Origin of the sequence: Paenibacillus sp. FSL R7-0198 (assembly GCF_038000415.1) — a bacterium.
GTDB lineage: Bacteria > Bacillota > Bacilli > Paenibacillales > Paenibacillaceae > Paenibacillus.
Window position 1 is genome coordinate 1353100 of sequence record NZ_JBBOCB010000001.1, and the last position, 23637, is coordinate 1376736.

A 23637-nucleotide genomic window follows, 5' to 3' on the forward strand; every position below is an offset into this window, starting at 1 on the left:
CTATCTATTTATTACCAAATATATTACAACATTAGTCCCGCAACCTCAAGGCGTAAGTTTAACTTTTTTTCACAATAGCCAATTTGTGTATAATTCAAGAAAAGAGCGACCCCAAAGGGTCCCTCCAGTTTCTCTTCTATATTCCGTAAAAGCTCGTTTTGTCCATCGTTTTGCTGGCATACTCGGTTTTGATCTCATTACGATACGAGCGTTCGATCTTGCGCACATAGGAAAGTCGCTTCACATTTTTCATCGTATCATCTGCCCGTTCTGCATTAACATACATGACTACATAATGCATACGGCGGGAGATATAATGCACGGTGCCATATTTTTCGAGATTACGGGCAGCTTTCAAATCACTGACCCAAATAATGAATCCTGTCCTTTCCGCAAACATCATCGTTCCCCGCCCTTCTATAATGATTACTTAACTGCAACCACACTTGCCGCCACTACCGCAGCCGCCCTTCGGATTCGGATCATTGCTCGGTACCTTAATGGTCGTTGACACTGCAAATGCAATGGTCTCTGACATCTGGAATAACATATCATCCAGGGACTTCTCTGCCTGTTTGAAGCGGATTACCGCCTCGAAATTTTCCAACTCCTGTTCCAGAGCCTTCACCTGGTCTTTTGCTGCATGATAATCCGGGTGAAAATGACCGAAACGCTGTGTTTCTTCAAACAATTCCTTCTTGGCATTCAGCTTCCGAATCCCCATCTGAATCTCAGGGGTAGTCTCGACTTGCTGCTTCCAATATAAATAATCCGATACTTCGGCAGATTGGTTAATCATGTCGCCCAGTTCATATGCGCCCGTTAACACTTGGGCCATATCGACCGTGTTCATTTCCGCTACGCTCATGAAATATTCATCCTATCTATATATAAAGTTCTACTTAACGTAGACTACCTCATCATAGCATATCCATGAATAGTTAAGAAGAGTTTTTCCTGCAATTAGAAATAGGAGGAACTCGAAAATTCGCCTTTCAACCTGATATTCACGTGAAATAGTCAGGTTATGACATCATCTGGCAGGATAAGACGCATTGTATTCCACTCTGACGGGGAGAATGTACGCCATTCCGTCTCTGATGTATTTTCACTTGAATCCAACATGCACCAACCGCTTAAAGTCCATTGTTCATGACCCTCTACCTGATGTGGAATGAGGTATTGCGTACGATTTTCCTGTTGTATCCCCAGCTTGGTCTGCCACTCAATGGCTTTGGCAGCAATCTGTCGGGCGGTTGAACTATGATATCGACGCCACTCCTTGTACCAGGTTTCCGGTATCTCCTCAAATCCCAACAGAGAGAACTTTTTCTCAATGACAGAATGGTCACGCTCCAACCCATGCAGAGAAGCAGGGACATCAACCAGACCTTGATTATCGGGTGTGTAGAAAGAAGAATATACACCGCTCAACATATCTTTTTCTAATAACTTCGGATCATCTGCGGAGCCTGTACTTGCCTCCATTACCTTCATACTCCGATTTACAGTCAACGGTGCAGCATCCGTCTCCTTGCCCCAATCTGCTAACGCAATACGTACATTCTCTGGTATGCCTGTCAGCGCATATTGATCCAGAAGCTCTATCACTTCATGTAATGCATACCCTCTGGCTAAGGCCGAAATGAATCGTTCTCTTGTCAAACGGTAGATGGACATTCGATCACGCGTCACCCGTTCTGCGCATTGCTCCAGCATCCAGATCACATCAGGCCCTGCGTCCGGTGGCACCAACATTTCAAAATCAGGCTGGATATAGAATCCACACGGCTCCGTCTCACTTACCATCTCATGTTCCCGATTTAACAGGCTCTGTGGTTCGATCAACCAGCGGAATGCCAGCTCTCCGGACTGATCTTCTCCTACTTCACCATAACCCCAGCCAGCCAGTGCGTAGAGCCAGCCCCTGACCCGTGGTATCAATTCCGAATTCTCTGTATGGCACCATATATTCTTTTCGGGAGCAAACACTGCCAATTGATAACGGAAATGCTGCAACACGGGTTCAGCTTCTCCGTATCTTTCCATACACGCTTGATATATTTCCCGATGCATATGTCTCCACGAGAGCTTCAACCATTTTTGTAATCGATGATCTACAATCTGAATTCGGCCATCTGACTTCTGAACCAGATTCAAACTGAGCAGTAGATCGAGAAGGATAGCTACGTGGATCGGATACAAATCCGAATGTTCATATTGGATGCCCAAACCATCAAAATCTGTAGCGGATAGTACTGTTATTGCACTTAATTTTTGAACCATTCTCTTATGTATCGTACCTTTACCTGTCAAAGGAAGTCCTTCTCTTCCGATCCAAGCGATCAGATGAATCAACTCTGCAGCGAGATCCGGCTTTCCTTCCTGTAGTACATGAGCATGCTGTGCCATCTTTTCAACGGTTATACCCACTCTTTGTGCGTAAGCAATCGTCAATGTCTCCATCAGCGAAGCAGGTATATAGAATAATCGCTCCCCCCAACTCTTATATACAGATTCAATCCATCTTTGCTGCCTAAGGTTGGCGAATGAAGATTTGGCTTCTGCCACACTTAGTCCTTCGATGGCCCACTGTTCTCGCGGCAGGAGGGAGGAAAAAGGCTGACCGGCATGTTTGTGAAAAATTGCACCAAGCACTTTTTGTTCCACCAAAGTAAGCTTTGACCATGAATCAAGGTTCAGTACCACAGGCTCATCTATTGGTTCAAATAAAGACATATCCAATCCCTCCTGTTTGCGCGAGTATAAATGGACTATTCGTTCTCATGAACGATGGCATATTCATATCCCTGCTCCACCAAGAACATCTGACGGTTTAATGCAAACTCCTGTTCCTTACTATCCTCTGATACCAGCGCATAGAAATAGGCTTTGTTTTCTCCAGCTTTTGGTCTCAGAATTCTCCCCAACCGCTGTGCCTCTTCCTGCCTTGACCCGAAACTCCCGGATATCTCAAGCGCAACAGCAGCATCGGGCAGATCCACAGCAAAATTGGCAACCTTGGATACAACAATCGTTTTAATCTCTCCACATCGAAAAGCGGAAAACCATTTGATTCGTTCCTGCTGTGACATGGTTCCCGAGATCAGAGGTGCTTCAATTTCCCGGGCAATCAACTCCAGTTGGTCCAGATATTGTCCTATTACTAGTGCAGGTAAATCCCGATGACGTTCCAGCAAACGCTTCACCACACGTACCTTTGCCGGATTCTCGGCAGCCAATCGAAATTGGTGCTTAACCTCGGCTTGCAGATAATTCGATCTTAGTTCCGGGGAGAATGGGATACGTATCTCTTGGCATTGTACATCAGCAATCCACCCTTGCTGCTCCAGTTGTTTCCACGGCATATCATAGAGCTTCGGACCAATCAGCGAGAAAACATCCTGTTCACAGCCATCCTCTCGAACCAATGTAGCCGTTAATCCCAGTCTTCGCGTAGCTTGAATATCCGCAGTTGCACGAAACACCGGTGCTGGCAGCAAATGTACTTCATCATATATGATCAGCCCCCATTGCCGCTCACTGAGCAGTTTAATGTGGTTAAAATCAGCATCCTTTGATTTCCGATGTGTAAGAATCTGATATGTAGCTACAGTCACAGGTTTTACCTGCTTTTTCTGACCTGAATACTCACCAATCTGTTCACTGGTAATCGTGGTTTTGTCTTGAATTTCCTGAATCCACTGTCGCACAGACGTTGTATTGGACGTCAAAATAAGGCATTCACATTGAAGCCGCTCCAGCACGGCCATGCCAATGACCGTTTTGCCTGCCCCGCAAGGAAGTACGAGTAGACCGCTACCTCCCATGCCCTCACTGCCTTCAAATGCATCTACGGCCTCTCTCTGGTAAGAACGCAGCGCAAATCGCTCAGAGTGATCCCCTGGGTCATTGGTTCGCCATTCAAATGAAAGCTCGGTTCCCTTCCGATACCCCACGTAATCAAGTACGGGGTAACCCAATCGTGTTAATTCCCTTTTTAATAACCCTCGCTGTTCTCCTGGGAGCAGAAGTTCATGAGCGTCCTTGCGTTCCATGCGAAAGGCAGCTATCGTTTTCAATCCACTTAATTCATCCAGCAACCGCTCATCCTCGCTGTAAAGGCGCATTCTGGTGTGATCTGCTTCGGAATGCAGCTTTAATTTGCCATACTGATCCATGATTCTCCGAACATCCTGTATGAGTGCAGCAGGCACGTTCCAGCGGGATACCAGCTCCAGACTTGCGATGACCTGATCTGCATTCCATCCCAGCGCAGCCGCATTCCAGAGCGATAACGGAGTGATTCGGTAGGTATGAAACGCTGCCGGTGTCTTAACCAGTTCTGAATACATCCCAAGCTGCTCTCTTGCTCTTTCGAATCCGGGGTGGCCAACTTCCAGCAAAACTGTAAAATCTCGCTGAACGATACAAGCATCCGTCCTTACCATACGTTCTGTTCCTTCCATTCGAGCCTTCCTCCTATCACAAAAAAGTCCAGTTCCGGCAGCTTCCGAAAATGAACCGCTACAATTTCGAGTTCAAAAAGTCTGATTTTCAGTACCCAAAAGTGGATTTTTTGAACAACCTCTAATAAAATCCACAAAAAAAACATCCTGCCCATACCTTGGTATGAACAGGATGCCCAACTGCATCTAAAGTCATTCGGCTGTGTAACCCTTGGCCATGGCGATAAATAATTTCACGGCCGTCTGCATCGCGTCTTCATCAAAATCAAACATCGGATGATGATGCGGATAGATCGCATTTTTATCCGGGTTGCCTGCTCCAACAAACATAAAGCACCCTGGGACCTTCTGCAGATAATACGCAAAATCTTCCGCTGGCATCAGCATGGGGGAAGATTGCACTCGTTCTGACCCAAATAATTCTGTAGCTTCTCTGAAGAAACGTGCTGTCTCCTGTTCATCATTCACCACAGGCGGATATCCCATAATATATTTCACTTGCGTCTCTGCCCCATAAGCCGCCCCTGTCTGGGCTACCATGGTAAGCACGCGCTCTTTCATCCCGTTTCGGGTCTCTTCATCAAACGTTCTTACCGTACCGCTCATTTTGCATTGCTCTGCAATTACATTCTGAGCCGAGCCCGCCTGCATTGTACCAATGGTCAGCACCGCGGGTTGCAATGGATCCACCGAACGACTGACAACGGTCTGAAGCTGCATCACAAGCGCAGAACCCGCGACAAGACTATCTATCGTGGATTGCGGCATCCCGCCATGTCCACCTTTACCTTTGATCTCAATGTAAAAATCGTCCGCCGCCGCCATCATCGGTCCTGCTTTACTGGCAACAACACCTACAGGCAGCGGGGTCCACAGATGAATTCCGTATATAACATCCACGCCTTCAAGCGCACCATCCGCAATGACCTGGACTGCACCGCCCGGAAGCAATTCTTCTGCTGGTTGGAACAAAAAGCGAATCTCGCCTCGAATCTCCTGCTTGTGACGGCTGAAATACAATGCCGTACCGAGCAAGATGGAGATATGACCATCATGTCCGCATGCATGCATCGCTCCTGCTTGTTGTGAAGCATACTCGATATTCTTCTCATCCTGAATTGGCAGAGCGTCCATATCGGCTCGCAGCATGACGACAGGACCCGGCTTGTCCCCACGGATTGTACCAATGACCCCGTGACCACCAACATGACGCCTCACTTCAACGCCAAAGCTCTCCAACATATCCGCTACAAAAGAGGATGTCTTCTCCTCATGAAAGGAAACCTCTGGATTGCGATGAAGGTGACGCCGCCATTCCACCATGTGGATCTGCAGATCTTCCCACCATATATTATTAGTCATGTCTCTCCACCCTTTCAATCTTGAACGGGACTTATATCAGGCCCGAACCTGCCTCTTCAAACCTATTGCTGTATATTGTAGCAGAATTGGAAGAAAACCGATACGAAACACCCTTGGAAAGCTTGCACGGGAAGGGGAAACATACTATCATGAACTAGAGAAATACTCGAGAAATTATACTCGGAAGCTTATGAGGAGGATCAAACGCTTATGATTTTTGAGAATACAGGCTTGGATGGCTTGAAGAGCGACTTGGCATACCTGGATGAGAGCGCCGAGAAAGTCGGATTTGTCCGGTGGCAATGGGAATATTACCGTGCTACATATGACTACAAAATTGAAGATGAACAAACCAAATCAGAATACTTTGTACGCATTAATACCCGCGCAGTGGAAGGCAAATTGGAAAAACCGGATACCGTTCTTGCTGTTGAAGCAGTGTACCTTGGCAAAGCCACCTTCCCTCACGGCCTGGATTATGACTCTTCCGTTCCGCAACCAGTCGTGAAGCTGGCAGCCCAAAAATTACAGCAGCTTAAAGAACTGCTGGAAGCATAGGCTGGGCCAAACGATGAAACAACAAACGGCCCAAACGAAAACGAAGAGAGGCACGCCGGATTTTCAACTGCTAATCCTCACTTTATTGTTGGTGGGCTTCGGACTGGTGATGGTATTCAGCTCCAGTTCCAGCATTGCAATCGCAAGCGAAAGATTTAACAATGATGCCCTTTACTTCACGAAAAAACAACTTATGTGGGCGATTATCGGTCTATTTGGCATGTTTTTTGCCATGAACATCCGTTTCAACAAGTACAAAAAGCTCTATGCTCCCTTTTTCCTGTTCACTACGGTACTGCTGGTGATTGTGTTGGTCACAGGTGCAGTATTGAACGGTGCACGAAGCTGGATTCGCATTTTCGGTTTCAGTCTTCAGCCTGCGGAATTCGCCAAAATTGCGATCATTCTCTATCTCTCTGCTCTCATAACCAAAAAAGGTGAGAAATTCAGGGTATTCAAGACAGGCTATTTTCCCGTCTTGTTCATCGTTGGATTCATCGCAGGACTGATCATGCTGCAACCAGACTTCGGTACCACCTTCATTCTGGTGTCCACCTGTGGTCTCTTGATCTATGCCGGGGGAGCCAGTATGAAACATATCCTGGGTTCGATTCTCTTGGTTGTACTCGGTGGAGCACTGGCGTTCGGAGCGAATTCACTGTTTTCTTCCATGTCTCCCTCCGACACAACAACCGCTACAACAGCAGTGACTGCGGAGCAGAACTACAAGATCGGACGTATTCAGGCTTTTCTTGATCCATTATCCGATATTAATGGCGGAAGTCTTAACCTATACCGTTCCCTTGTTGCCATTGGTGATGGCGGCTTGACAGGTTCCGGGATTGGACAAGGTACGATGAAGCTGCACTATTTGCCCAATGCGTATAATGACTTTATTTTCTCCGTAATTGGTGAAGAACTTGGGTTCATCGGAAGTACATTATTTTTGCTCGTTTACCTGTACTTCATCTGGCGAGGAATTATTGTCTCTCTTCGCTGTCCCGATCCATTCGGAACATTGGTCGGCATAGGCATCATGGGACTGATCGCGATTCAGGCATTTATCAACATCGGTGGTGTAACCCAGACCATTCCAGTGACGGGGGTTACGCTTCCATTTATCAGTTATGGGGGTACCTCACTCTTTGTGATGATGGTTGCCATGGGCATTCTGCTCAGTATCTCACGTACCAACAATCTGGACGTGATCAAGGAAGAGAAAACCAAGTCCGTGACTGTACAGACACAGACTCGTACCTCTCCTGCTCTTCGTTCACGGGAATCCATCCGTCGGATTCGATAAAAAACAACACAAAAAAGGCTGTGCACCCAATGGATGCGCAGCCTTTTTCTGTGTACTCGTTTTACAATTCTGTCTATCAAGATGAAGAACAGGTCAATGTATCTCTGTCCTCCATTGCGGATTGCGATTTCTACAGATCGTCGCCTTTGAAAGATACGCCTTCTACCTTAACATTGACTTCAACCACGCGTAATCCGGTCATGGTCTCTACCGCTTCTCTTACATTCTGCTGAAGCATACGGGAAACTTCATGAATCGGGGTTTCGTACAGGACGATGATGCGCAGGTCAATGGCTGCTTCCAGCTGGCCGACCTCAACGCTCACGCCTTTCTGTACGTTTTTACCGCTGAGTCGCTTCGCCCAGCCCTCTGACAATCCTCCAGACATTGCGGCAATTCCGGGCGTTTCCATTGCAGCCATTCCGGCAATTTTTGCAACCACGTCATCGGCAATCCGGATGTTTCCGCTCTCCAGTTGAAGTTGTTCTGCCATGCCACATCCTCCTTCACTTCGTTACTCGTATTTTAAATCCTTTCCACCCCAAAAAGCAAATTAAACTCAAAAAGATGCGTTTACAACCTACCACCATTTGGTTATATTGAAATATGAAAATAATCTCATAAGCGATTTACCATGCAATTCAAAACAAAATAATTTATAACCGAGGTGTTTGTTGTGAGAAACCGGATTTCATCCATTTTGCTGATTGCATTCTTTGCACTCAGTGCCATCGCCCACTACTTGAAATGGGATTCGATTCTACAGTTCGTGATATCAGCCATTTCGGTTATTTTTGTGGCCGGTTTTTTAGGCAAAGCCACCGAAAATGTTGCCCACTACGCCGGACAGCGGCTGGGTGGATTCTTGAATGCCACCTTCGGCAATGCCGCCGAATTGATCATCGCCATTTTCCTCGTCAAAGAGGGGCTGTTCGACATGGTCAAAGCAAGTCTGACAGGTTCCATCATTGGAAATCTGCTGTTAGTGCTCGGGTTAAGTATTTTTGCCGGAGGACTCAAGTTCAAAATTCAGAATTATAATGTCTCACTTGCAGGTCTGAATGGTTCCTTGATGATTGTTGCCATCATTGCCCTGTTTATACCGGCAGTCTTTCTCAATACACATTCCATTACACAGAAAGACACCAATACACTTAGCCTCATCGTGGCCGGATTGCTCATTCTCGCGTACATTGCGTGGTTGCTATTCTCCATGGTGACTCATAAGAACTACCTTGCAGACGTCACTGAGGATAGCGATGAAGAACTACCTCATGAGCATGCTCCGGCGTGGTCCAAGAAAAAATCTATTCTCTACCTGGTGCTCGCAACGGTCATGGTTGCCTTTGTCAGTGAATGGCTGGTGGGCACGCTCGAAGTCTTCACTTCGGAATTTGGACTTAGCGAACTGTTTGTCGGTGCATTCCTTGTGGCCATCATCGGTAATGCGGCCGAACACAGTGCAGCCATCATGCTTGCCATGAAAAATAAAATTGGAGCCGCCGTCGAAATTGCGGTCGGCAGCAGCTTGCAGATTGCGCTCTTTGTCGCTCCTGTACTGATTTTTGTCAGCTACTTCACAGGCAGAACCATGGATATCGTATTTACAACGATTGAACTGGTCGCCATCGGCGTATCCGTATTTATTGCAAAGTCCATTACCCAAGATGGTTCAACGAATTGGTACGAAGGTTTACTCCTGCTCGTGGTATATATCATACTCGGTGTATCCTTCTTCCTGGTGTAACCAGGCCCTCACGTAGCCATCATTAAAATAAACAAGCCACAAGAGGCAGCCCAAATATACATTTGGAGCTGTCTCTTTGCTTGTATACGCCTTCGATCTGGCTTGCATCCCATCCCGTTCAGACGCACAAAAAAAGCATGCATAAACGCCTGCATGCCTTCTATTCTGACCCGCGCATTTGCAGGCTATTGCTCATTCTTCTTGTTCAAGGCTTCATATAGAATTGCCAAATTCCGCTCAAGCGCGCTAACCAGCTGCTTACCTGCACCTTCTGGAAGGAGCCCTGCACGAACAGCAAAATCAACTTCCTTGGAGAACCCATACATCTGTGTATCCAATACTTCCTCATAGAGAGGGCAGTAGCGGGTAGCCAGATTCTCCATCTGTACTTCAATAAGCTTCTGTATTTTATCTGCATCTTCTTGAAGAAGACTGATCGCTTTCAAATTCAGCTGGTCCTGCAGATCAGATGAAGTCATGCATTTTTCCCCCCTATGTCCCAAAAATCGCGTAAAGACGTTCTACCTCTAATATTAGACGAAATGAAGAGCTAATACAAGAACCTGACCAAAATAAGCCCGCAAAGTTAAGCCTTCTGTTGAAGCTTAATCCACCTGTTCCAGTCACCTCCAGATGTGCATTCAGGGCATTCTATGCAAAAAAACACCCCTGCCTAAAAAGGCAAAGGTGCTTCTTGAGAGTTATTACTCAGATGCGATGCTTACATTCAGTCCATGCTTGGCAAATACTTCTGACATGGCTGCTTTTGCTTCAACTGCATCTGGACCATGAACATGCAGTTCATAGCTGTGCGTGCTGATCAGCGTTGTAAACAATCCGAGAATACTTTTCACATCGATATACTTGTTCTCCGAATGAAGCACGATTGAAGAAGTAAACTTGCCTGCTGTTTGAGCAATTTCCACTACAGCCGCATTATTACTCGACATAGGAATCCCTCCGTCTTTTTACTATTGGTATCATCTATTAATTACCACTACATGATACCGTGAATCCGCTTTCCTAGCAACAGCAAAATCCTGCTCCTACTTCAAACGGTCCGGATTCAGGCATTCCAGCTCAGGAATAACAAAGATACCGTCTTTACGAATCAGCACATCGTCAAAATAAATCTCCCCGCCGCCATAATCCGGACGCTGGATCAACACCAGATCCCAGTGGATGGACGAGCGATTGCCATTGTCTGTTTCTTCGTAAGCCTGACCTGGTGTAAAGTGCAAGCTGCCTGCGATTTTCTCATCGAAGAGAATATCTTTCATCGGATGCAGAATATGCGGGTTAAATCCAATCGCGAATTCACCGATATGACGAGCACCCTCATCCGAATTCAGGATTTCATTCAAACGCTCAGTATCGTTACTTGTCGCTTCAATGATTTTTCCATTCTCGAACGTGAACTTGATATTTTCAAATGTCACTCCGTTATACAGCGTTGGCGTATTATAACTAATCGTTCCGTTCACGGAATTACGCACAGGGGCACTGTACACTTCGCCATCCGGAATATTTTTTTGCCCAGAACATTTCTCTGCACCGATATCTTTAATGGAGAAGCTCAGATCTGTTTCCGGTCCGGTGATGCGAACTTTATCCGTACGCTTCATCAGGTTAGCGAGCGAGTCCTGCGCTTTGTCCATTTTGGCGTAATCCAGGTTACATACGTCGAAGTAGAAATCTTCAAACGCTTCTGTACTCGTATTGGCGAGTTGCGCCATACTTGCGTTAGGGTAACGAAGCACAACCCATTTCGTATGTTTGACACGTTGTTCACTATGTACCGGGTGGGAGTACAATGAATTGTACATTTTCATTTTTTCTTCCGGCACATCGGACAGATCATTCACATTTTCTCCCGCACGAATACCGATATAACAATCCATCTGCTTCATACGGTTCAGATCAATCTCTGCCCATGTTTTCATCATTTCTTCTGTCGCATTTTTCAGCATAGCACGCTGTACGGTTTTATCGGTCAACTGTACAAAGACGTTACCACCTTTTTTGCCTACCTCTTCAATAATGGCGTTAATCAGATCACGTTCCGATCCAATCATCTCAACCAATACATTTTCACCAGGCTGTACATCTACTGAATAGCCCACCAGGTTTGCTGCAAGCTTTTGAATTCTTGGGTCTTTCATCTTGGTAAAATCCTCCTGTCTTCTGCCACGCTTGAATTGAACAACGGTAAATTACGATACTATTGTAGCACGCGAACAGTCATCCCGTCAGCAGGCAGTCCCTCACTTCGTTTATTGATATGATTTGAAGTTTACATCGGTGACAAGGGCTTCTTTGTTACTTTTACGGTTGTTGTCCGTGTAACTCACCTGACTTTCAGAGGATAAGCGAAGAGGCAGACTGCTCTTCCGATCTACGGTGAGATGATATACCGTCTGCACGCTCGCTTGTTTCATCATCTGTTGCATCGTTATTTCACCCTGTTTCCAAACTTTGTCCAGATCCTTCTCAAGCTTCTCTTTACGCGCTCCTTTTACCGCAGCTGCCTTATGCATATATTCTGCCCGAATGGCGTTCATTTCGTCGTTCAGCTGAGCTACAGCCCATGTTTTGGCGTCTTCCGCTGCAAGTTCAATCCGTAATGTTCTGGTTCGACGACCGGCCCCATACTCGGATTGAATGGTTTTGTTCATCTTATCAATATTTTCCATTTGGGCAATTGGATTAAAGCGGGAAAGAGAACCACGCAGCGGCTCATGTTGCGCTGTCAATGCCGTCCATTGCCCTTGTTTCCGCTCGAAAGAGGCGCTAAACCCACTGGGCTGTCCATTATTTTTTACGGCAGTCGTTTGAATGCCTGTGCCCACAGCGGTCACTTCTCCAGGCAATCGGGTCTGAAGGGTCAGACGATCATGATTCTCCAGCTTGCCTTCGAATTTGAACTGATTCTCGAACAGCCCACTGTTCTCCCGTCGAAGTCCTGCCTCTCCTTCAAAACTCAACGTTTCTTTTCCCGCTATCCCCGATAAAGCCAGAGAAAAAACCTCTTCAGGTGTTCGATCTCGCTGGATTAATCCACAACCCGGAACACCAATAATCACGATGCTCACAAATAACCATAATGTACGTACCGAATGGCGGTTAAACATGTCTATCTTCACCCTTCCGTGAACTTTCTCCATAGATTGCCCCGCCCGTATACGCTTATACTTCCTTCTATACACAACCTGATTCTCCGATGCACAAAAAAAGAGAACGACTCCGCATTTGGAATTGTTCTCTCTTAACGTGTTACATCCTGTTCCTCTACAACGATTCTGTTCCGACCACCATTCTTGGCGCTGTACAAAGCCATATCAGCCCGATAAAACAAGGACTCTACACTGACCTTTTCATCCATCCAATTCCACTCTGCGATGCCACTGGATACCGTGACGAGCGGTCTGGTCTCTTCTGCGACTCTCTTTCGAATCACTTCCGCATAATCTAGCGCTTGCCTTACACTCACCTGTGGCATATAGATCGCCAGTTCTTCTCCACCCCATCTGGCGCAGACATCCTCTGAGCGAACAGAGCTGGTGACGATCTCACTCACTTGCTTCAATACTTGATCCCCCGTCTGGTGTCCGAATGTATCATTCACCTGTTTAAACTGATCAATATCCACCACAATGAGGGAGCCACAGAATTCATGAGCCTGTCGCTCGTGAATCACACTATCCAGATAATGCCTCACGTAAAGACCTGTCAACATATCCAGATTAGCCAAGCGCCGAACCTCGGCATGCAGCGTGGCATTTGACAGGGCAAGCCCGATATGAATGGATAACATTTGCAAGAGCCTATAGTTATCATATGAAAAGTAGTGCTCTCTACTGTGTCCCAGCAAAATGGCACCCTTCACTTCACCATTGACTCTGATCGGTGATGCAATCAGTGACATGGATCCCGTATCTTCCATGAAAAAGGAGGACACTTTATCATATTGCGCATAATTGACTATAATAAGCGGTTCCTCTGTTCGGTACACCAAGCCTGCGATGCCGTAGTCTACAGAAAAGGATTGGTGAAAAACATCTTTCACGTTAGATGACATGACTTCGAAGTCATTGGTACTGTCATTGAGTTGAAGAATGCAACACGTTTCAGCCTGGAATATTTCCTTTAACTCTTGCTCGGACAATTGATATATCTCTGAAAGATGCAGGCTCTTGTTCAACCGCTGTGTAAGATCATTAATTAAACGAAGTTCCTGAATTAACATATTGGATTGTTCATGCAACTTGGCGTTCTCAAAGGCCGTTCCTGCAGTGTCTACCATCATCGTAATCAATTGCAAGTCGGATTCTTCCATGATCTCTTCATTCATTTCGATATGGAATACGCCGTAAATGCCTTGTTTGCCTTTCAGCGGAATCCCTACATCTACAATGCGGTTCTCTGCATCATCTGAGCGAGCAACGATCAGCTTACCTTCCATAAATGAACGCACACAAATATCTTCTCCTCGCTCGTGGACAAGCAACGGTTTAATCCGTGGATCAGAGTTGCTCTGATCCTGAGACATATACAATTTGATATAAGTGGCCGGGTACAAGTAGTCCATACTGTCAAATACCTCATCCAATATGGCCTCGACATCCATTTTGTCATGCATTCGCTGAACAATCTGAAAGAGGATGGACCTCCGGTGTTCCTCACGGGCTGTTTGTTCATGAGCATGTAACAGGTCCGTCATAAATATGTATTCAAATCTTCGGTAAAAGCAGGTGCGATAATGCAATGCCTCAGATTGAACCACAGCTTCAGACGTTTCATATCGATTGGAATCATAGATCACAGCAGTGAATACGGCAAACATATCCTTGTTTGTTCTGGAAAATAAGGGATGTGTTATTATAAGATATTCTCCGTGTTCGCTTGTCCCTTTAAGAGACAGGACCTGTTTCTTATCCAAACATTCCAATACCAGCCTGCGTGCATTTACGCCCGGATTAGCTTCATGATCGCTATCGTATCCTATGCAATCGCCTTCCGTGTTCCACACGCTGTAAAAGGTTGATGTTCTGGCCAGCCTTGAACCCACTCTGGAGTTCCAGTCACTGTATGCCTGCTCTAGCAAGCTGCCCAAATATGAAAAATCAAAAGGTGTGATATCCATTTTTTGCATCCACAACACATGCTCTTCATGAGAACGAGGAGCGGCAAAAGATGCGGAATCGCCCGAACTTCGTGAATTCAAGCTGGCAGGTAAACTTCTTAGATGTTCTAACATGTCAGGCGCTCCTTTGCACCGTTTTTGCATCCACCAGGATGCATTAATCTGCAGACGTTATCGCAAACCTGCAATTTCGTTGCGATAACCTTGTTACATAAAGATGATTTAAAGTTAAGATACAATCTATTTTACTCTGTTTAAAGCTTTTTTGCATCCATATTTCAGAAAATTGTCCCATTATTTTAGGCCCAATGACCTATCGACAAATTTAGACGTTTTTTTGCTTTTATTCTACGCTTGACTTTGTTTATCTTAAACTGTAATATAAATTGTTGATGAAGACTACTAATGGGTCTTTAAATTTGGGCATTACCGGTTGTGTCACCCTCATTCTTTTTGTTGCTTTCAGGACAGCGGCTGAACTTTCCTGATCGTTCTATGCGAGGCCAAGCCCGCATCAACAAATTGGAGCGCAAACAGAGCCCTAATATGAACTTTAACTAAAAAGGAGCTACTTTAAACATGGCACGTTACACTGGTCCTAAATTTAAATTGAGCCGTCGCCTCGGCATTTCCCTTAGCGGAACAGGCAAAGAATTGAAACGTCCTTTCCCTCCAGGTCAGCACGGAGCTAACCAACGCAGAAAAATGAGCAACTACGGTATGCAATTGCAAGAAAAACAAAAATTGCGCCACATGTACGGTTTGGGCGAGAAGCAATTCCGCACACTGTTCTCTAAAGCTCAAAAAATGCAAGGTATTGCCGGTGAGAACTTCATGTTCTTGCTTGAGTGCCGCCTTGACAACCTCGTTTACCGCCTTGGGTTTGCTAACTCCCGCGCTGGAGCGCGTCAGTTGGTAGCACACGGTCACGTAACTGTAAACGGCAAAAAAGTCGATATCGCTTCTTACCAAGTAAGCACTGGCGATGTAATCGGCTTGCGTGAGAAGAGCCGCGCTCTTTCTTCCGTTAAAGAAGCTTTGGAAGGCCGTTCGCATCTTCCAGCATACGTTGAATACAACGAAGCAGCTGTAGAAGGTAAATTCATCCGCTTGCCTGAGCGTGCTGAATTGTCCCAAGACATCGATGAAAAACAAATCGTCGAGTTCTACAACCGTTAATCGTTGCAATCACATTAAAGTTTCAATCCAAACAGCTGTCGAGATTTTCTCGGCGGCTGTTTTTCTATGCTTTTTTTTAATTATCTTCATTATAGGAACGTAAATAACGATATAAAATATAGACTCCCTTCAGGAGAAGCACACATCCATATATACATCACAAGAATGACATCGAGGGGGATTAAAACATGCATTTTTTTCGCAATCGCAAGCTCGCTGTTAAGCTTGGACTTTTACTCGGTATCGTATTACTCTGTTGTATTGGAGCCCTGATTGCATTTAATACCAAATCCATTTACGACAAAAGCCTCCAGTACGGCGAAACCGTTGCTGGACAGGCAGCAAACCGGGCTACGAATGAGTTTATGACTGACATTAATCAGGTTAAAAACACGTTGGACACCATGAGTACCACGTTATTGGATGCTGCTCAGAACGGATCACTCAACCGTGAAGAAATCGTCAGACTTCTTGAACAATATCTGAAAAAGGACGAGAAAGTTTTTGGCTTTTATACGGGTTGGGAACCTGATGCCTTTGATGGAAACGATGCGGAGCACATCAACAAAAAAGAATATGATGATGCTACGGGTCGATTCGTTCCATACGTTATACGCGAAGGCAACTCCCTGCATTTTGAGCCAATGCCTACTTATGAGGGAAGCGGTGAAACTAGTACTTACTATCAGCAACCTAAGAAAACCAAATCCATCTATTGGTCCGAACCTGTTACCTATACGGTTGGTGGAAAAGAAACACTGCTCGTTTCGATTGTCCTCCCCCTATTAGATGAAAACAATACTTTTCTGGGCATTGTTGGGGCCGACTTTACCATTGATCGTTTTCAGCAAAATATAGCATCACTTAATCCGGATCAGGGTTATGCCATGCTTATTACTAGCGAAGGACAGATCGCTGCACACGGCTCCAAACCGGAACTGGCTAATGAAGGAGCCGTAATTCCATCTGAAATGAAGACGATCATTCAGCGTATACAATCTGGTGAGTCTCAGTTTTACGCTACAGACCCTGAAGTAGGGGAAGAACTGTTTATTGCCGAGCCCGCCAGGTTACAAGGAACGGATTCAAACTGGTACCTTGTATCGGCGCTGCCAAAGAGCCACATCCTTCAACCGTTCTATGACAGCTTGAACTGGTCCATACTGATTGCCGGACTGGCAGTACTTCTGCTTGCAGGTGTGGTTACCTACACTATCGTCTCCATTGTAAGGCAGCTGAATCAAGTTAATATCGTCGCTGGACAGCTAGCTGGCGGAGATTTGACACAAAAGTTACCTGTACGATCCAAAGATGAATTTGGCGTCATGGCGGGTCATATGAATCAGATGATGGATACACTGCGACATACCATATCAGTTATATCCGAACATGCTTTATCTGTCGGCTCCACTTCTCAACAATTGACCGCAGGTGCCGAAGAAACAGGTAAAGCAGCCGAACTGATTGCATTAACAGGAGTAGAAGTTGCAGATAAAGCAGGTAAACAGGTGCAGGAGCTGCAAGAGTCCTCCCGTTCCATGAATGAAATATCTGAAGGGATCGGAAGAATTGCAAAGGCCGCCTCCGATGTATCGGATTCATCCCGAGCTGTGGCTGAGCGAACAACGGTTGGAACCGATAAGATTCAGTCCGCCATGCGTATGGTCGATAGTGCCACCTCTTCTGTGCAGACGTCCATGACCGCACTGGAGAATTTCCGTCAACGTTCGGAAGAGATTGGCCATATTACAGGCATGATCACGGAAGTTAGCCGTCAAACTAATCTTCTTGCCCTTAATGCTTCCATTGAAGCATCACGAGCAGGTGAACACGGGCGTGGCTTTGGTGTTGTTGCTTCCGAGATCCGTAATCTGGCTGAACAATCCAGAACATCAGCAGCGCAGATTGCAGCGTTGATTCATAGCGTTCAGCAAGAGGTCCTTTCTCTCGTTGAAAATATGGAACAGGGGAATGCCGAGGTGAGTCATATAGCGGAAGTGATTAATGAAAGTGGTGAACTCTTCCTCTCCATTTCATCACAGATTACAGATGTGAATGAGCAGATTGAGCATGTCTCAGCCATTGCGCAGCAGATGTCAGCTGGATCACAGCAGGTTGATGCCACACTAGCGCAACTCAAAACCATTGGTCATGAGACAGCAGATCATGCAACTCGTGTTGCCTCTGCCTCTGAAGAACAACTCGCATCCATGGAAGAAATTACCGCGGCATCTGCCTCTCTCGCTAATCTTACCCAGGAACTATTGGAACTGATTCAACGCTTCAAAACCTAATGTAAAAGACCTCCAATACGACAAATCATTAAGGCCACCCTATGCACCTCAGCATGGAGGTGGCCTGCTTATTTTGGCTTACAACTCATGAAATGTGCTTCAATATCGCATGATATATAGCATAATGCATGGCAGAATGGCAAATTTCGACCATTACTTGTATTTCTCAGGCATGCAAACCCGCCTTTTTATGCTATAATAAGTGCTGTTAAAAGGAGGAAGACACTGAATGGTTGATGTTAATAAGAAAAAGCCCGATGAACAGCCTGTACGCAAACGCAGCTTTGCCCGCAGACTGGGAAGTTTCGTCAAATGGATGGTTGTCCTTGGATTTATGGGGGCACTATTTGTAGGCGGTGCTTTGATGGGATACGTCAGTTCCATTGTGAAAGACGAGCCTGTCCGTTCAAGGGCCCTGATTGAACAAAAAGTCAGCGAAAACTCCATCACAGGCTTTGCTTACTTTGCCGACGGCAGTCCGATCGGTCAATTACGTACGGAAGAAGACAGGCGTCCGGTCACTACGGACCAGATCCCACAGAAGGTCATTGATGCTGTCATTTCGATTGAAGACAATCATTTTTACGAACATAAAGGTGTAGACATGAGCGGAACACTACGTGCCGTGAAACAGAAAGTGCTGAAAGAATCAGTACAAACCGGCGGTAGTACACTGACTCAGCAATTGGCACGTCGTGTGTTTTTGAATCTGGATCGCACGGAAGATCGGAAAGTGAAAGAAATTTTGCTCTCACTCCGACTCGAACGTTTCCTGACCAAAGACGAGATCATGACTGCCTATCTGAACAAAGTTCCTTTTGGTAATGGTTCCAGCGGATACAACGTTTACGGAATCAAAGCGGCCGCCAAAGGATTGTTCAATATCAACGATCTGGAAAAAATCAACATCGCTCAAGCTGCTTATCTTGCTGGATTGCCACAACTCCCCTCCTCTTACTCCGCTTTTAACGGTAAAGGTGATTTTGTAGAGGAGAATTTTGACCGCGCAATCAACCGTCAGCATCTGGTACTGCGCCGTATGCTTGAACTGGGCAAAATCAATCAGTCCGAGTATGACGAAGCTCTTGCTTTTGATATCAAAAGCTCGCTCGCTCCGAAGACCATCAAGGCTTACAACACTTATCCATATCTTATGATGGAAACGGAACGACAAGCTGCACAGATTTTGATGAAACAGTTGAATTCCGACACAGCTGAATCTACAGACAAAGCTACGGATGCAGACACACCTCAGAAGGAAAGCAGTGCATTATTAGAGGAAGCTCAGACGCAACTGCGGACAGGTGGATATCGTATATACACGACCATCAACAAAAGTATCTACAAAACGATGCGTACCATTGCGGAAGATGACAGCAATTTCTCAGCAGATGATCCTGTCAAAGGAAAAGAACAAACTGCTGCTATGCTGATTAATCACAAAACCGGTGCTATTCTAGGTATGATTGAGGGTCGGGATTTCCAGGACGAACAGATGAACTATGCAACACAGATGGTACGTCAACCAGGTTCAACGATGAAACCTATTGCAGCTTATCTGCCAGCTCTGGATGAGGGTCTTGTCCAACCTGCTTCTATTATTGATGACTCACCGATCATTCTCAAGAATGGTCCGAGCGGCTACCACATTGCCAAGAATGCCAACAACCGGTATCAGGGACTAGTCACTGCCCGCAGAGCACTGAATTATTCTCTTAATATACCGGCTCTGAAGTTGTTTAATGAAGAAGTAGGGATCGAGAAGGCTTGGACCTTCGCCAAGAAACTGGGGATTACCACCATTCAGAAGGAAGATTATCAGGCTCAGACAGGTGTTCTCGGAGGTCTCCAATACGGTGTAACCGTTGAAGAATTAACCAGTGCCTATGGTGCGATCGCCAACAATGGTGTATATAACGATTCTTACATGATTAGCAAAATTGTAGATTCCAAAGGCAACATCGTTTATAAACACGATACTGAACCTGTCCAAGCCTTCTCGGAGCAAACAGCATACCTGATGACCGATATGCTGCGGACCGTTATTACAGAAGGAACGGCAGATAAAGTACGTGAAAATTACAAATATTCCAAGAGTGTGCCAATCGTAGGTAAAACGGGATCCACTCAAAACTACGCAGATGTCTGGTTTGAAGGTTATACACCAGATGTCACACTTGGCGTGTGGGTTGGATACAAACAGCCGGTGAATACGCTGGAAAGTAAATCACAGAGAAAACGTGCGCAGCAACTGTGGTCGAAAATCCTGAACGAAGTGATCGATACGCAAAAAGATCTGTTCGTCACGGATTCGTTCAAAAAACCATCTGGCATCGAAACGCGCACGGTGTCGGCATACAGCGGCAAGTTGCCAACATCCATGACTGACAAATTTGTTACAGATATTTTCAACAGCAAGTTTGTTCCGAAGGATAGCGATGACGGTGTAGCCAAAGCCAGGTACATTACTTACAATGGTGTAAACTATATTCCGCGTGACGGAACACCTTCGGACATGTTGAAGGAAAAAACAGTAATCAAGCGTAAAAAACCAATCTCGGATCTGATCAAAGAATTGCAAAATGCATTCTCACGTATGAGTCGACATGAGTCACTTGCTTATTATCTTCCTGAAGATGCTGATGCAGACATGCCGACACAGATTGATCCAAGGACAGATAACGGCAAAGCTCCTGATGCACCAGGCAACGTACGCATCTCAACCTCAGGTGACAGAGCAGTCATTACATTTAATGCCACACCTGAAAATGATGTCGTCGGTTATCGTCTGTACCGTTCTGTAAACGGTGGAGGATTCCAGAACCAGGGTCAAGTTGTCCTGACTGGTGAATCCAGATCATTCTCTGCATATGCAGCGCAAGGCGGTAACTTCGCCTTCTATGTAACGGCAGTGGATGTTGCAGGCAGAGAGTCTGCTCCTAGCGCTACAGTAAATAGTGCTGGTGTAGCTCCTCCTGTGAAAGAAGAGATTAATGAGCCGATTGAAGTTCCAGGTACAGTCATTACGCCAGGAGAAACGCAGACCGACAATACAACAACGACAGCCCCAGGCACACCTGGTCAAGTCAGCGTAACTGCTCTCTCTCAAGGACTGCGTATTCAATGGGCGTCCAGTCCAAACGCAGATAGTTATGCTGTATATTACAGTGAAACAGGCTCAGCTCCTTACACCAAAATTGGAACAACAGCAGGAAATACCATGGATTATGGAGTACCCGCATCTACCAGTGGATGGTTCAAGGTATCTGCCAGTAACAGTGCGGGTGAATCCGAACCTTCTACAGCCATACATTTTCAACCCTGATTCAGGCATAGCGTTCCAAAAAAAGCCGCATCCTCAGACTGTATCTGAGGGTGCGGCTTTTTATTTGTATTTACAGCAGCCAAAAAGCCTGCTTCATGCCATTGGCATAAAGCAGGCTTTTACAACCGATTTTAATGGGTAGAGTCACTGTATTTGGAATCGTAGAATATTAACTTCTTCCCACGACTCAATGTATCGGTATCGATAGCGCCACATTAATGATCCTAGCACTGTCACGTTAGTCTTCAATGGTGGATAGATCTCCTGTTGGCAGATCAAGCTCCCAGGCTTTCAGGACACGCCGCATGATCTTGCCGGAACGTGTCTTAGGCAGTTTATCCTTAAACTCAATCTCACGCGGAGCAGCGTGGGCAGACAGGCCCTCTTTGACAAAACGATAGATCTCTTCTTTCAGCTCCGGTGTCGCCTCATATCCTTCACGAAGCGCCACAAAGGCCTTGATGATCTCCCCACGTGTCACATCCGGCTTACCGATTACACCCGCCTCTGCTACCGCAGGATGCTCCACAAGCTTGCTCTCCACCTCAAAGGGACCGATACGCTCGCCTGACGAATTAATCACATCATCAATACGTCCCTGGAACCAGAAATATCCTTCTTCATCCATATAAGCGGAGTCACCGGATACATACCAGCCCGTAAGCCTGAAATACTCCTCGTATTTCACAGGGTTATTCCAGATCTTCGCCATCATGGATGGCCAAGGTGCCCGTATGGCCAGATTACCCATACTGTACGGCGGCAATACCTGCCCGCGATCATCAATAATGGCTGCTTCGATGCCAGGCAACGGACGTCCCATGGAGCCTGGTTTGATCGGCATTCCGGGATAGTTACAGATCAGCTGTGCGCCTGTTTCCGTCATCCACCATGTATCATGAATTCGCTGACCATAGGCTTTCCATCCCCAACGAACAACCTCTGGATTGAGCGGTTCACCGACAGACATGACATGACGCAGACTGCTCAGATCAAACTGGGAGATGGTCTCTTCTCCCGCTCCCATCAGCATACGGAAGGCCGTTGGTGCACTGTACCAGATCGTGACTTTGTTCTTCTGAATGGTGCTGTACCAATCTTGAGGACTGAAACGACCGCCACGTATCACATTAGTCACTCCGTTGAGCCATGGAGCAAAGATACCGTAAGAAGTCCCTGTCACCCAACCAGGGTCCGCAGTGCACCAGTATACATCATCCTCACGTAAATCCAGAACAACCTTACCTGTATAATAGTGCTGAATCATGGCATTTTGAACATGGTACACCCCTTTGGGTTTACCCGTAGAGCCTGAGGTATAATGAATAAGCAAACCATCTTCACGATTCAACCACTCTACTTCCATTTCATCCGAAGCAGCAGACATCTCTGCATCAAAATCGATGAGTCCTTCTTCAGTCTGCACGCCCCCACCCACAATAAATATATGTTTGAGTTCGGGCAACTCGGAACGTTTGATCCGTTTCAGTAATTCTGGAGTTGTGACGAGTGCTACTGCTCCGCTATCCTCCAGCCGATCCTTCACTGCTGTTTCCATAAAAGCTTCGAACAAAGGGCCCGCGATGGCTCCAGCTTTCAATATGCCCAGGAGACTAAAATACAGCTCAGGACTTCGAGGCATAAAAATAAACACCCGTTCCCCTTTGGCTATGCCATATTTACGGAGAACGTTCCCGAACCGACTCGACTGTTCACTCAGATCAGCGAAAGTATAGGCCTCTTCACGTGAAGCATCGCTATACAATAAAGCGGTTTTCCCGCCCCTTCCTTCCAGTACATGACGATCAATCGCTTCATGCGCCATGTTTACTTTTCCGCTGGCGTGCCACGTAAAGTGCCTTTCCACCGATTCCCAATCGAACCGGCTTCTCGCCTCCGTGTAATCGCCCAGATTAGATTCAGACACAACCGTTTGCAGCATCTCACCATGTGCTTGACTCATGCTTGCCAGCCTCCTTCAACTCGACATTTCGATTCCCGTTAGGGGTCATTTCTCATTGCCTTTGTGTTGACTGAACTTCCAGTTAGCGCTTACATTAGTAGAGAGAACTTCTCATCATGTACTTGCTCGGCCAAACAGATGTTAACTATACTGTATTGAATTGTGAACATTTTTTGTCTACGCAATTATAGCAAATCTTTTCAATTGTCGTCTATGGCTTTTCAATTTTTTGGATTTTTGCTATAGCGGACTTTTTGAACAACCTCTATAAGTAGGAGAGAGAGGAGCATGAAC

Annotated in this window: 18 protein-coding genes; 6 read left to right on the forward strand and 12 right to left on the reverse strand. The window is 46.0% G+C overall.

Translation table 11 applies throughout. From position 1 onward, the window contains the following. Positions 1–136: 136 nt before the first annotated feature. The 5 genes from MKY87_RS05705 to MKY87_RS05725 form a co-directional block, all read right to left on the reverse strand. Positions 137–400 (reverse strand): YlbG family protein, encoded by a 264-nt coding sequence (locus tag MKY87_RS05705; RefSeq protein ID WP_026080981.1) that lies wholly within the window; start codon positions 398–400, stop codon positions 137–139. Between the two features lie 30 nt (positions 401–430). Further along, complete coding sequence (locus tag MKY87_RS05710; protein WP_036614642.1) at positions 431–868, reverse strand: YlbF family regulator; 438 nt, start codon at positions 866–868, stop codon at positions 431–433. 152 nt (positions 869–1020) lie between these two features. Further along, a complete protein-coding gene (locus tag MKY87_RS05715; protein ID WP_340963291.1) occupies positions 1021–2739 on the reverse strand; it encodes a helicase-associated domain-containing protein in 1719 nt (572 codons plus the stop codon). A gap of 35 nt (positions 2740–2774) precedes the next feature. Continuing rightward, entirely contained in the window at positions 2775–4469 is a 1695-nt protein-coding gene (locus MKY87_RS05720) for a DNA repair helicase XPB (RefSeq protein WP_340963294.1), read from the reverse strand. A gap of 192 nt (positions 4470–4661) precedes the next feature. Beyond that, positions 4662–5831 (reverse strand): M20 family metallopeptidase, encoded by a 1170-nt coding sequence (locus MKY87_RS05725; RefSeq protein ID WP_340963297.1) that lies wholly within the window; start codon positions 5829–5831, stop codon positions 4662–4664. Between the two features lie 210 nt (positions 5832–6041). On the opposite strand from MKY87_RS05725, the gene MKY87_RS05730 reads away from it, so the two are divergent. Both MKY87_RS05730 and ftsW read left to right on the forward strand, forming a co-directional pair. Continuing rightward, complete coding sequence (locus MKY87_RS05730) at positions 6042–6389, forward strand: YugN family protein (protein ID WP_105410384.1); 348 nt, start codon at positions 6042–6044, stop codon at positions 6387–6389. Between the two features lie 13 nt (positions 6390–6402). Further along, positions 6403–7692, forward strand: coding sequence for a putative lipid II flippase FtsW (gene ftsW / locus MKY87_RS05735; protein ID WP_340963304.1), 1290 nt, complete (start codon positions 6403–6405; stop codon positions 7690–7692). 130 nt (positions 7693–7822) lie between these two features. Here the strand turns inward: ftsW and MKY87_RS05740 are convergent, their stop codons facing one another. Continuing rightward, entirely contained in the window at positions 7823–8185 is a 363-nt protein-coding gene (locus MKY87_RS05740) for an Asp23/Gls24 family envelope stress response protein (RefSeq protein ID WP_017687428.1), read from the reverse strand. 183 nt (positions 8186–8368) lie between these two features. On the opposite strand from MKY87_RS05740, the gene cax reads away from it, so the two are divergent. Then, the gene (gene cax / locus MKY87_RS05745) at positions 8369–9439 is read left to right on the forward strand and encodes a calcium/proton exchanger (RefSeq protein WP_062835373.1); all 1071 of its coding nucleotides are present in this window, start codon (positions 8369–8371) and stop codon (positions 9437–9439) included. A 185-nt stretch (positions 9440–9624) separates the two neighbouring features. Here the strand turns inward: cax and MKY87_RS05750 are convergent, their stop codons facing one another. The 5 genes from MKY87_RS05750 to MKY87_RS05770 all read right to left on the reverse strand — a co-directional run bounded on the left by MKY87_RS05750 (position 9625) and on the right by MKY87_RS05770 (position 14696). Then, complete coding sequence (locus MKY87_RS05750) at positions 9625–9918, reverse strand: YlaN family protein (protein ID WP_017687426.1); 294 nt, start codon at positions 9916–9918, stop codon at positions 9625–9627. A 225-nt stretch (positions 9919–10143) separates the two neighbouring features. Further along, complete coding sequence (locus MKY87_RS05755; protein WP_036614658.1) at positions 10144–10389, reverse strand: HPr family phosphocarrier protein; 246 nt, start codon at positions 10387–10389, stop codon at positions 10144–10146. A 96-nt stretch (positions 10390–10485) separates the two neighbouring features. After that, positions 10486–11601 (reverse strand): aminopeptidase, encoded by a 1116-nt coding sequence (locus MKY87_RS05760; RefSeq protein WP_340963307.1) that lies wholly within the window; start codon positions 11599–11601, stop codon positions 10486–10488. Between the two features lie 111 nt (positions 11602–11712). After that, positions 11713–12570 carry a hypothetical protein gene (locus MKY87_RS05765; protein WP_340963310.1) on the reverse strand — a complete coding sequence of 286 codons (858 nt, stop codon included), beginning with the start codon at positions 12568–12570 and terminating at the stop codon, positions 11713–11715. A 134-nt stretch (positions 12571–12704) separates the two neighbouring features. Then, entirely contained in the window at positions 12705–14696 is a 1992-nt protein-coding gene (locus MKY87_RS05770) for a sensor domain-containing diguanylate cyclase (RefSeq protein WP_340963313.1), read from the reverse strand. Positions 14697–15161: 465 nt separating this feature from the next. On the opposite strand from MKY87_RS05770, the gene rpsD reads away from it, so the two are divergent. The 3 genes from rpsD (at position 15162) to MKY87_RS05785 (ending at position 21380) form a co-directional block, all read left to right on the forward strand. After that, the gene (gene rpsD / locus MKY87_RS05775) at positions 15162–15761 is read left to right on the forward strand and encodes a 30S ribosomal protein S4 (protein ID WP_062835377.1); all 600 of its coding nucleotides are present in this window, start codon (positions 15162–15164) and stop codon (positions 15759–15761) included. A gap of 188 nt (positions 15762–15949) precedes the next feature. Further along, positions 15950–18055: a methyl-accepting chemotaxis protein gene (locus tag MKY87_RS05780; RefSeq protein ID WP_340963316.1), complete on the forward strand. Its 2106-nt coding sequence runs from the start codon at positions 15950–15952 to the stop codon at positions 18053–18055. A 229-nt stretch (positions 18056–18284) separates the two neighbouring features. Beyond that, positions 18285–21380, forward strand: a complete 3096-nt coding sequence (locus MKY87_RS05785; protein ID WP_340963319.1) for a transglycosylase domain-containing protein — start codon at positions 18285–18287, stop codon at positions 21378–21380. A gap of 238 nt (positions 21381–21618) precedes the next feature. On the opposite strand, the gene acsA is transcribed toward MKY87_RS05785, so the two are convergent. Beyond that, positions 21619–23343 (reverse strand): acetate--CoA ligase, encoded by a 1725-nt coding sequence (gene acsA / locus MKY87_RS05790; protein ID WP_339782737.1) that lies wholly within the window; start codon positions 23341–23343, stop codon positions 21619–21621. Positions 23344–23637 lie beyond the last annotated feature (294 nt).

Coding starts and splice junctions, on each gene's coding strand:
- MKY87_RS05760 (WP_340963307.1), bottom strand. CDS start 11,601: ATGAAAGACCCAAGAATTCAAAAGCTTGCAGCAAACCTGGTGGGCTAT.
- MKY87_RS05785 (WP_340963319.1), top strand. CDS start 18,285: ATGGTTGATGTTAATAAGAAAAAGCCCGATGAACAGCCTGTACGCAAA.
- MKY87_RS05730 (WP_105410384.1), top strand. CDS start 6,042: ATGATTTTTGAGAATACAGGCTTGGATGGCTTGAAGAGCGACTTGGCA.
- MKY87_RS05755 (WP_036614658.1), bottom strand. CDS start 10,389: ATGTCGAGTAATAATGCGGCTGTAGTGGAAATTGCTCAAACAGCAGGC.
- MKY87_RS05710 (WP_036614642.1), bottom strand. CDS start 868: ATGAGCGTAGCGGAAATGAACACGGTCGATATGGCCCAAGTGTTAACG.
- MKY87_RS05765 (WP_340963310.1), bottom strand. CDS start 12,570: ATGTTTAACCGCCATTCGGTACGTACATTATGGTTATTTGTGAGCATC.
- MKY87_RS05715 (WP_340963291.1), bottom strand. CDS start 2,739: ATGTCTTTATTTGAACCAATAGATGAGCCTGTGGTACTGAACCTTGAT.
- MKY87_RS05740 (WP_017687428.1), bottom strand. CDS start 8,185: ATGGCAGAACAACTTCAACTGGAGAGCGGAAACATCCGGATTGCCGAT.
- MKY87_RS05750 (WP_017687426.1), bottom strand. CDS start 9,918: ATGACTTCATCTGATCTGCAGGACCAGCTGAATTTGAAAGCGATCAGT.
- MKY87_RS05720 (WP_340963294.1), bottom strand. CDS start 4,469: ATGGAAGGAACAGAACGTATGGTAAGGACGGATGCTTGTATCGTTCAG.
- MKY87_RS05725 (WP_340963297.1), bottom strand. CDS start 5,831: ATGACTAATAATATATGGTGGGAAGATCTGCAGATCCACATGGTGGAA.
- MKY87_RS05705 (WP_026080981.1), bottom strand. CDS start 400: ATGTTTGCGGAAAGGACAGGATTCATTATTTGGGTCAGTGATTTGAAA.
- MKY87_RS05770 (WP_340963313.1), bottom strand. CDS start 14,696: ATGTTAGAACATCTAAGAAGTTTACCTGCCAGCTTGAATTCACGAAGT.
- rpsD (WP_062835377.1), top strand. CDS start 15,162: ATGGCACGTTACACTGGTCCTAAATTTAAATTGAGCCGTCGCCTCGGC.
- ftsW (WP_340963304.1), top strand. CDS start 6,403: ATGAAACAACAAACGGCCCAAACGAAAACGAAGAGAGGCACGCCGGAT.
- MKY87_RS05780 (WP_340963316.1), top strand. CDS start 15,950: ATGCATTTTTTTCGCAATCGCAAGCTCGCTGTTAAGCTTGGACTTTTA.
- acsA (WP_339782737.1), bottom strand. CDS start 23,343: ATGAGTCAAGCACATGGTGAGATGCTGCAAACGGTTGTGTCTGAATCT.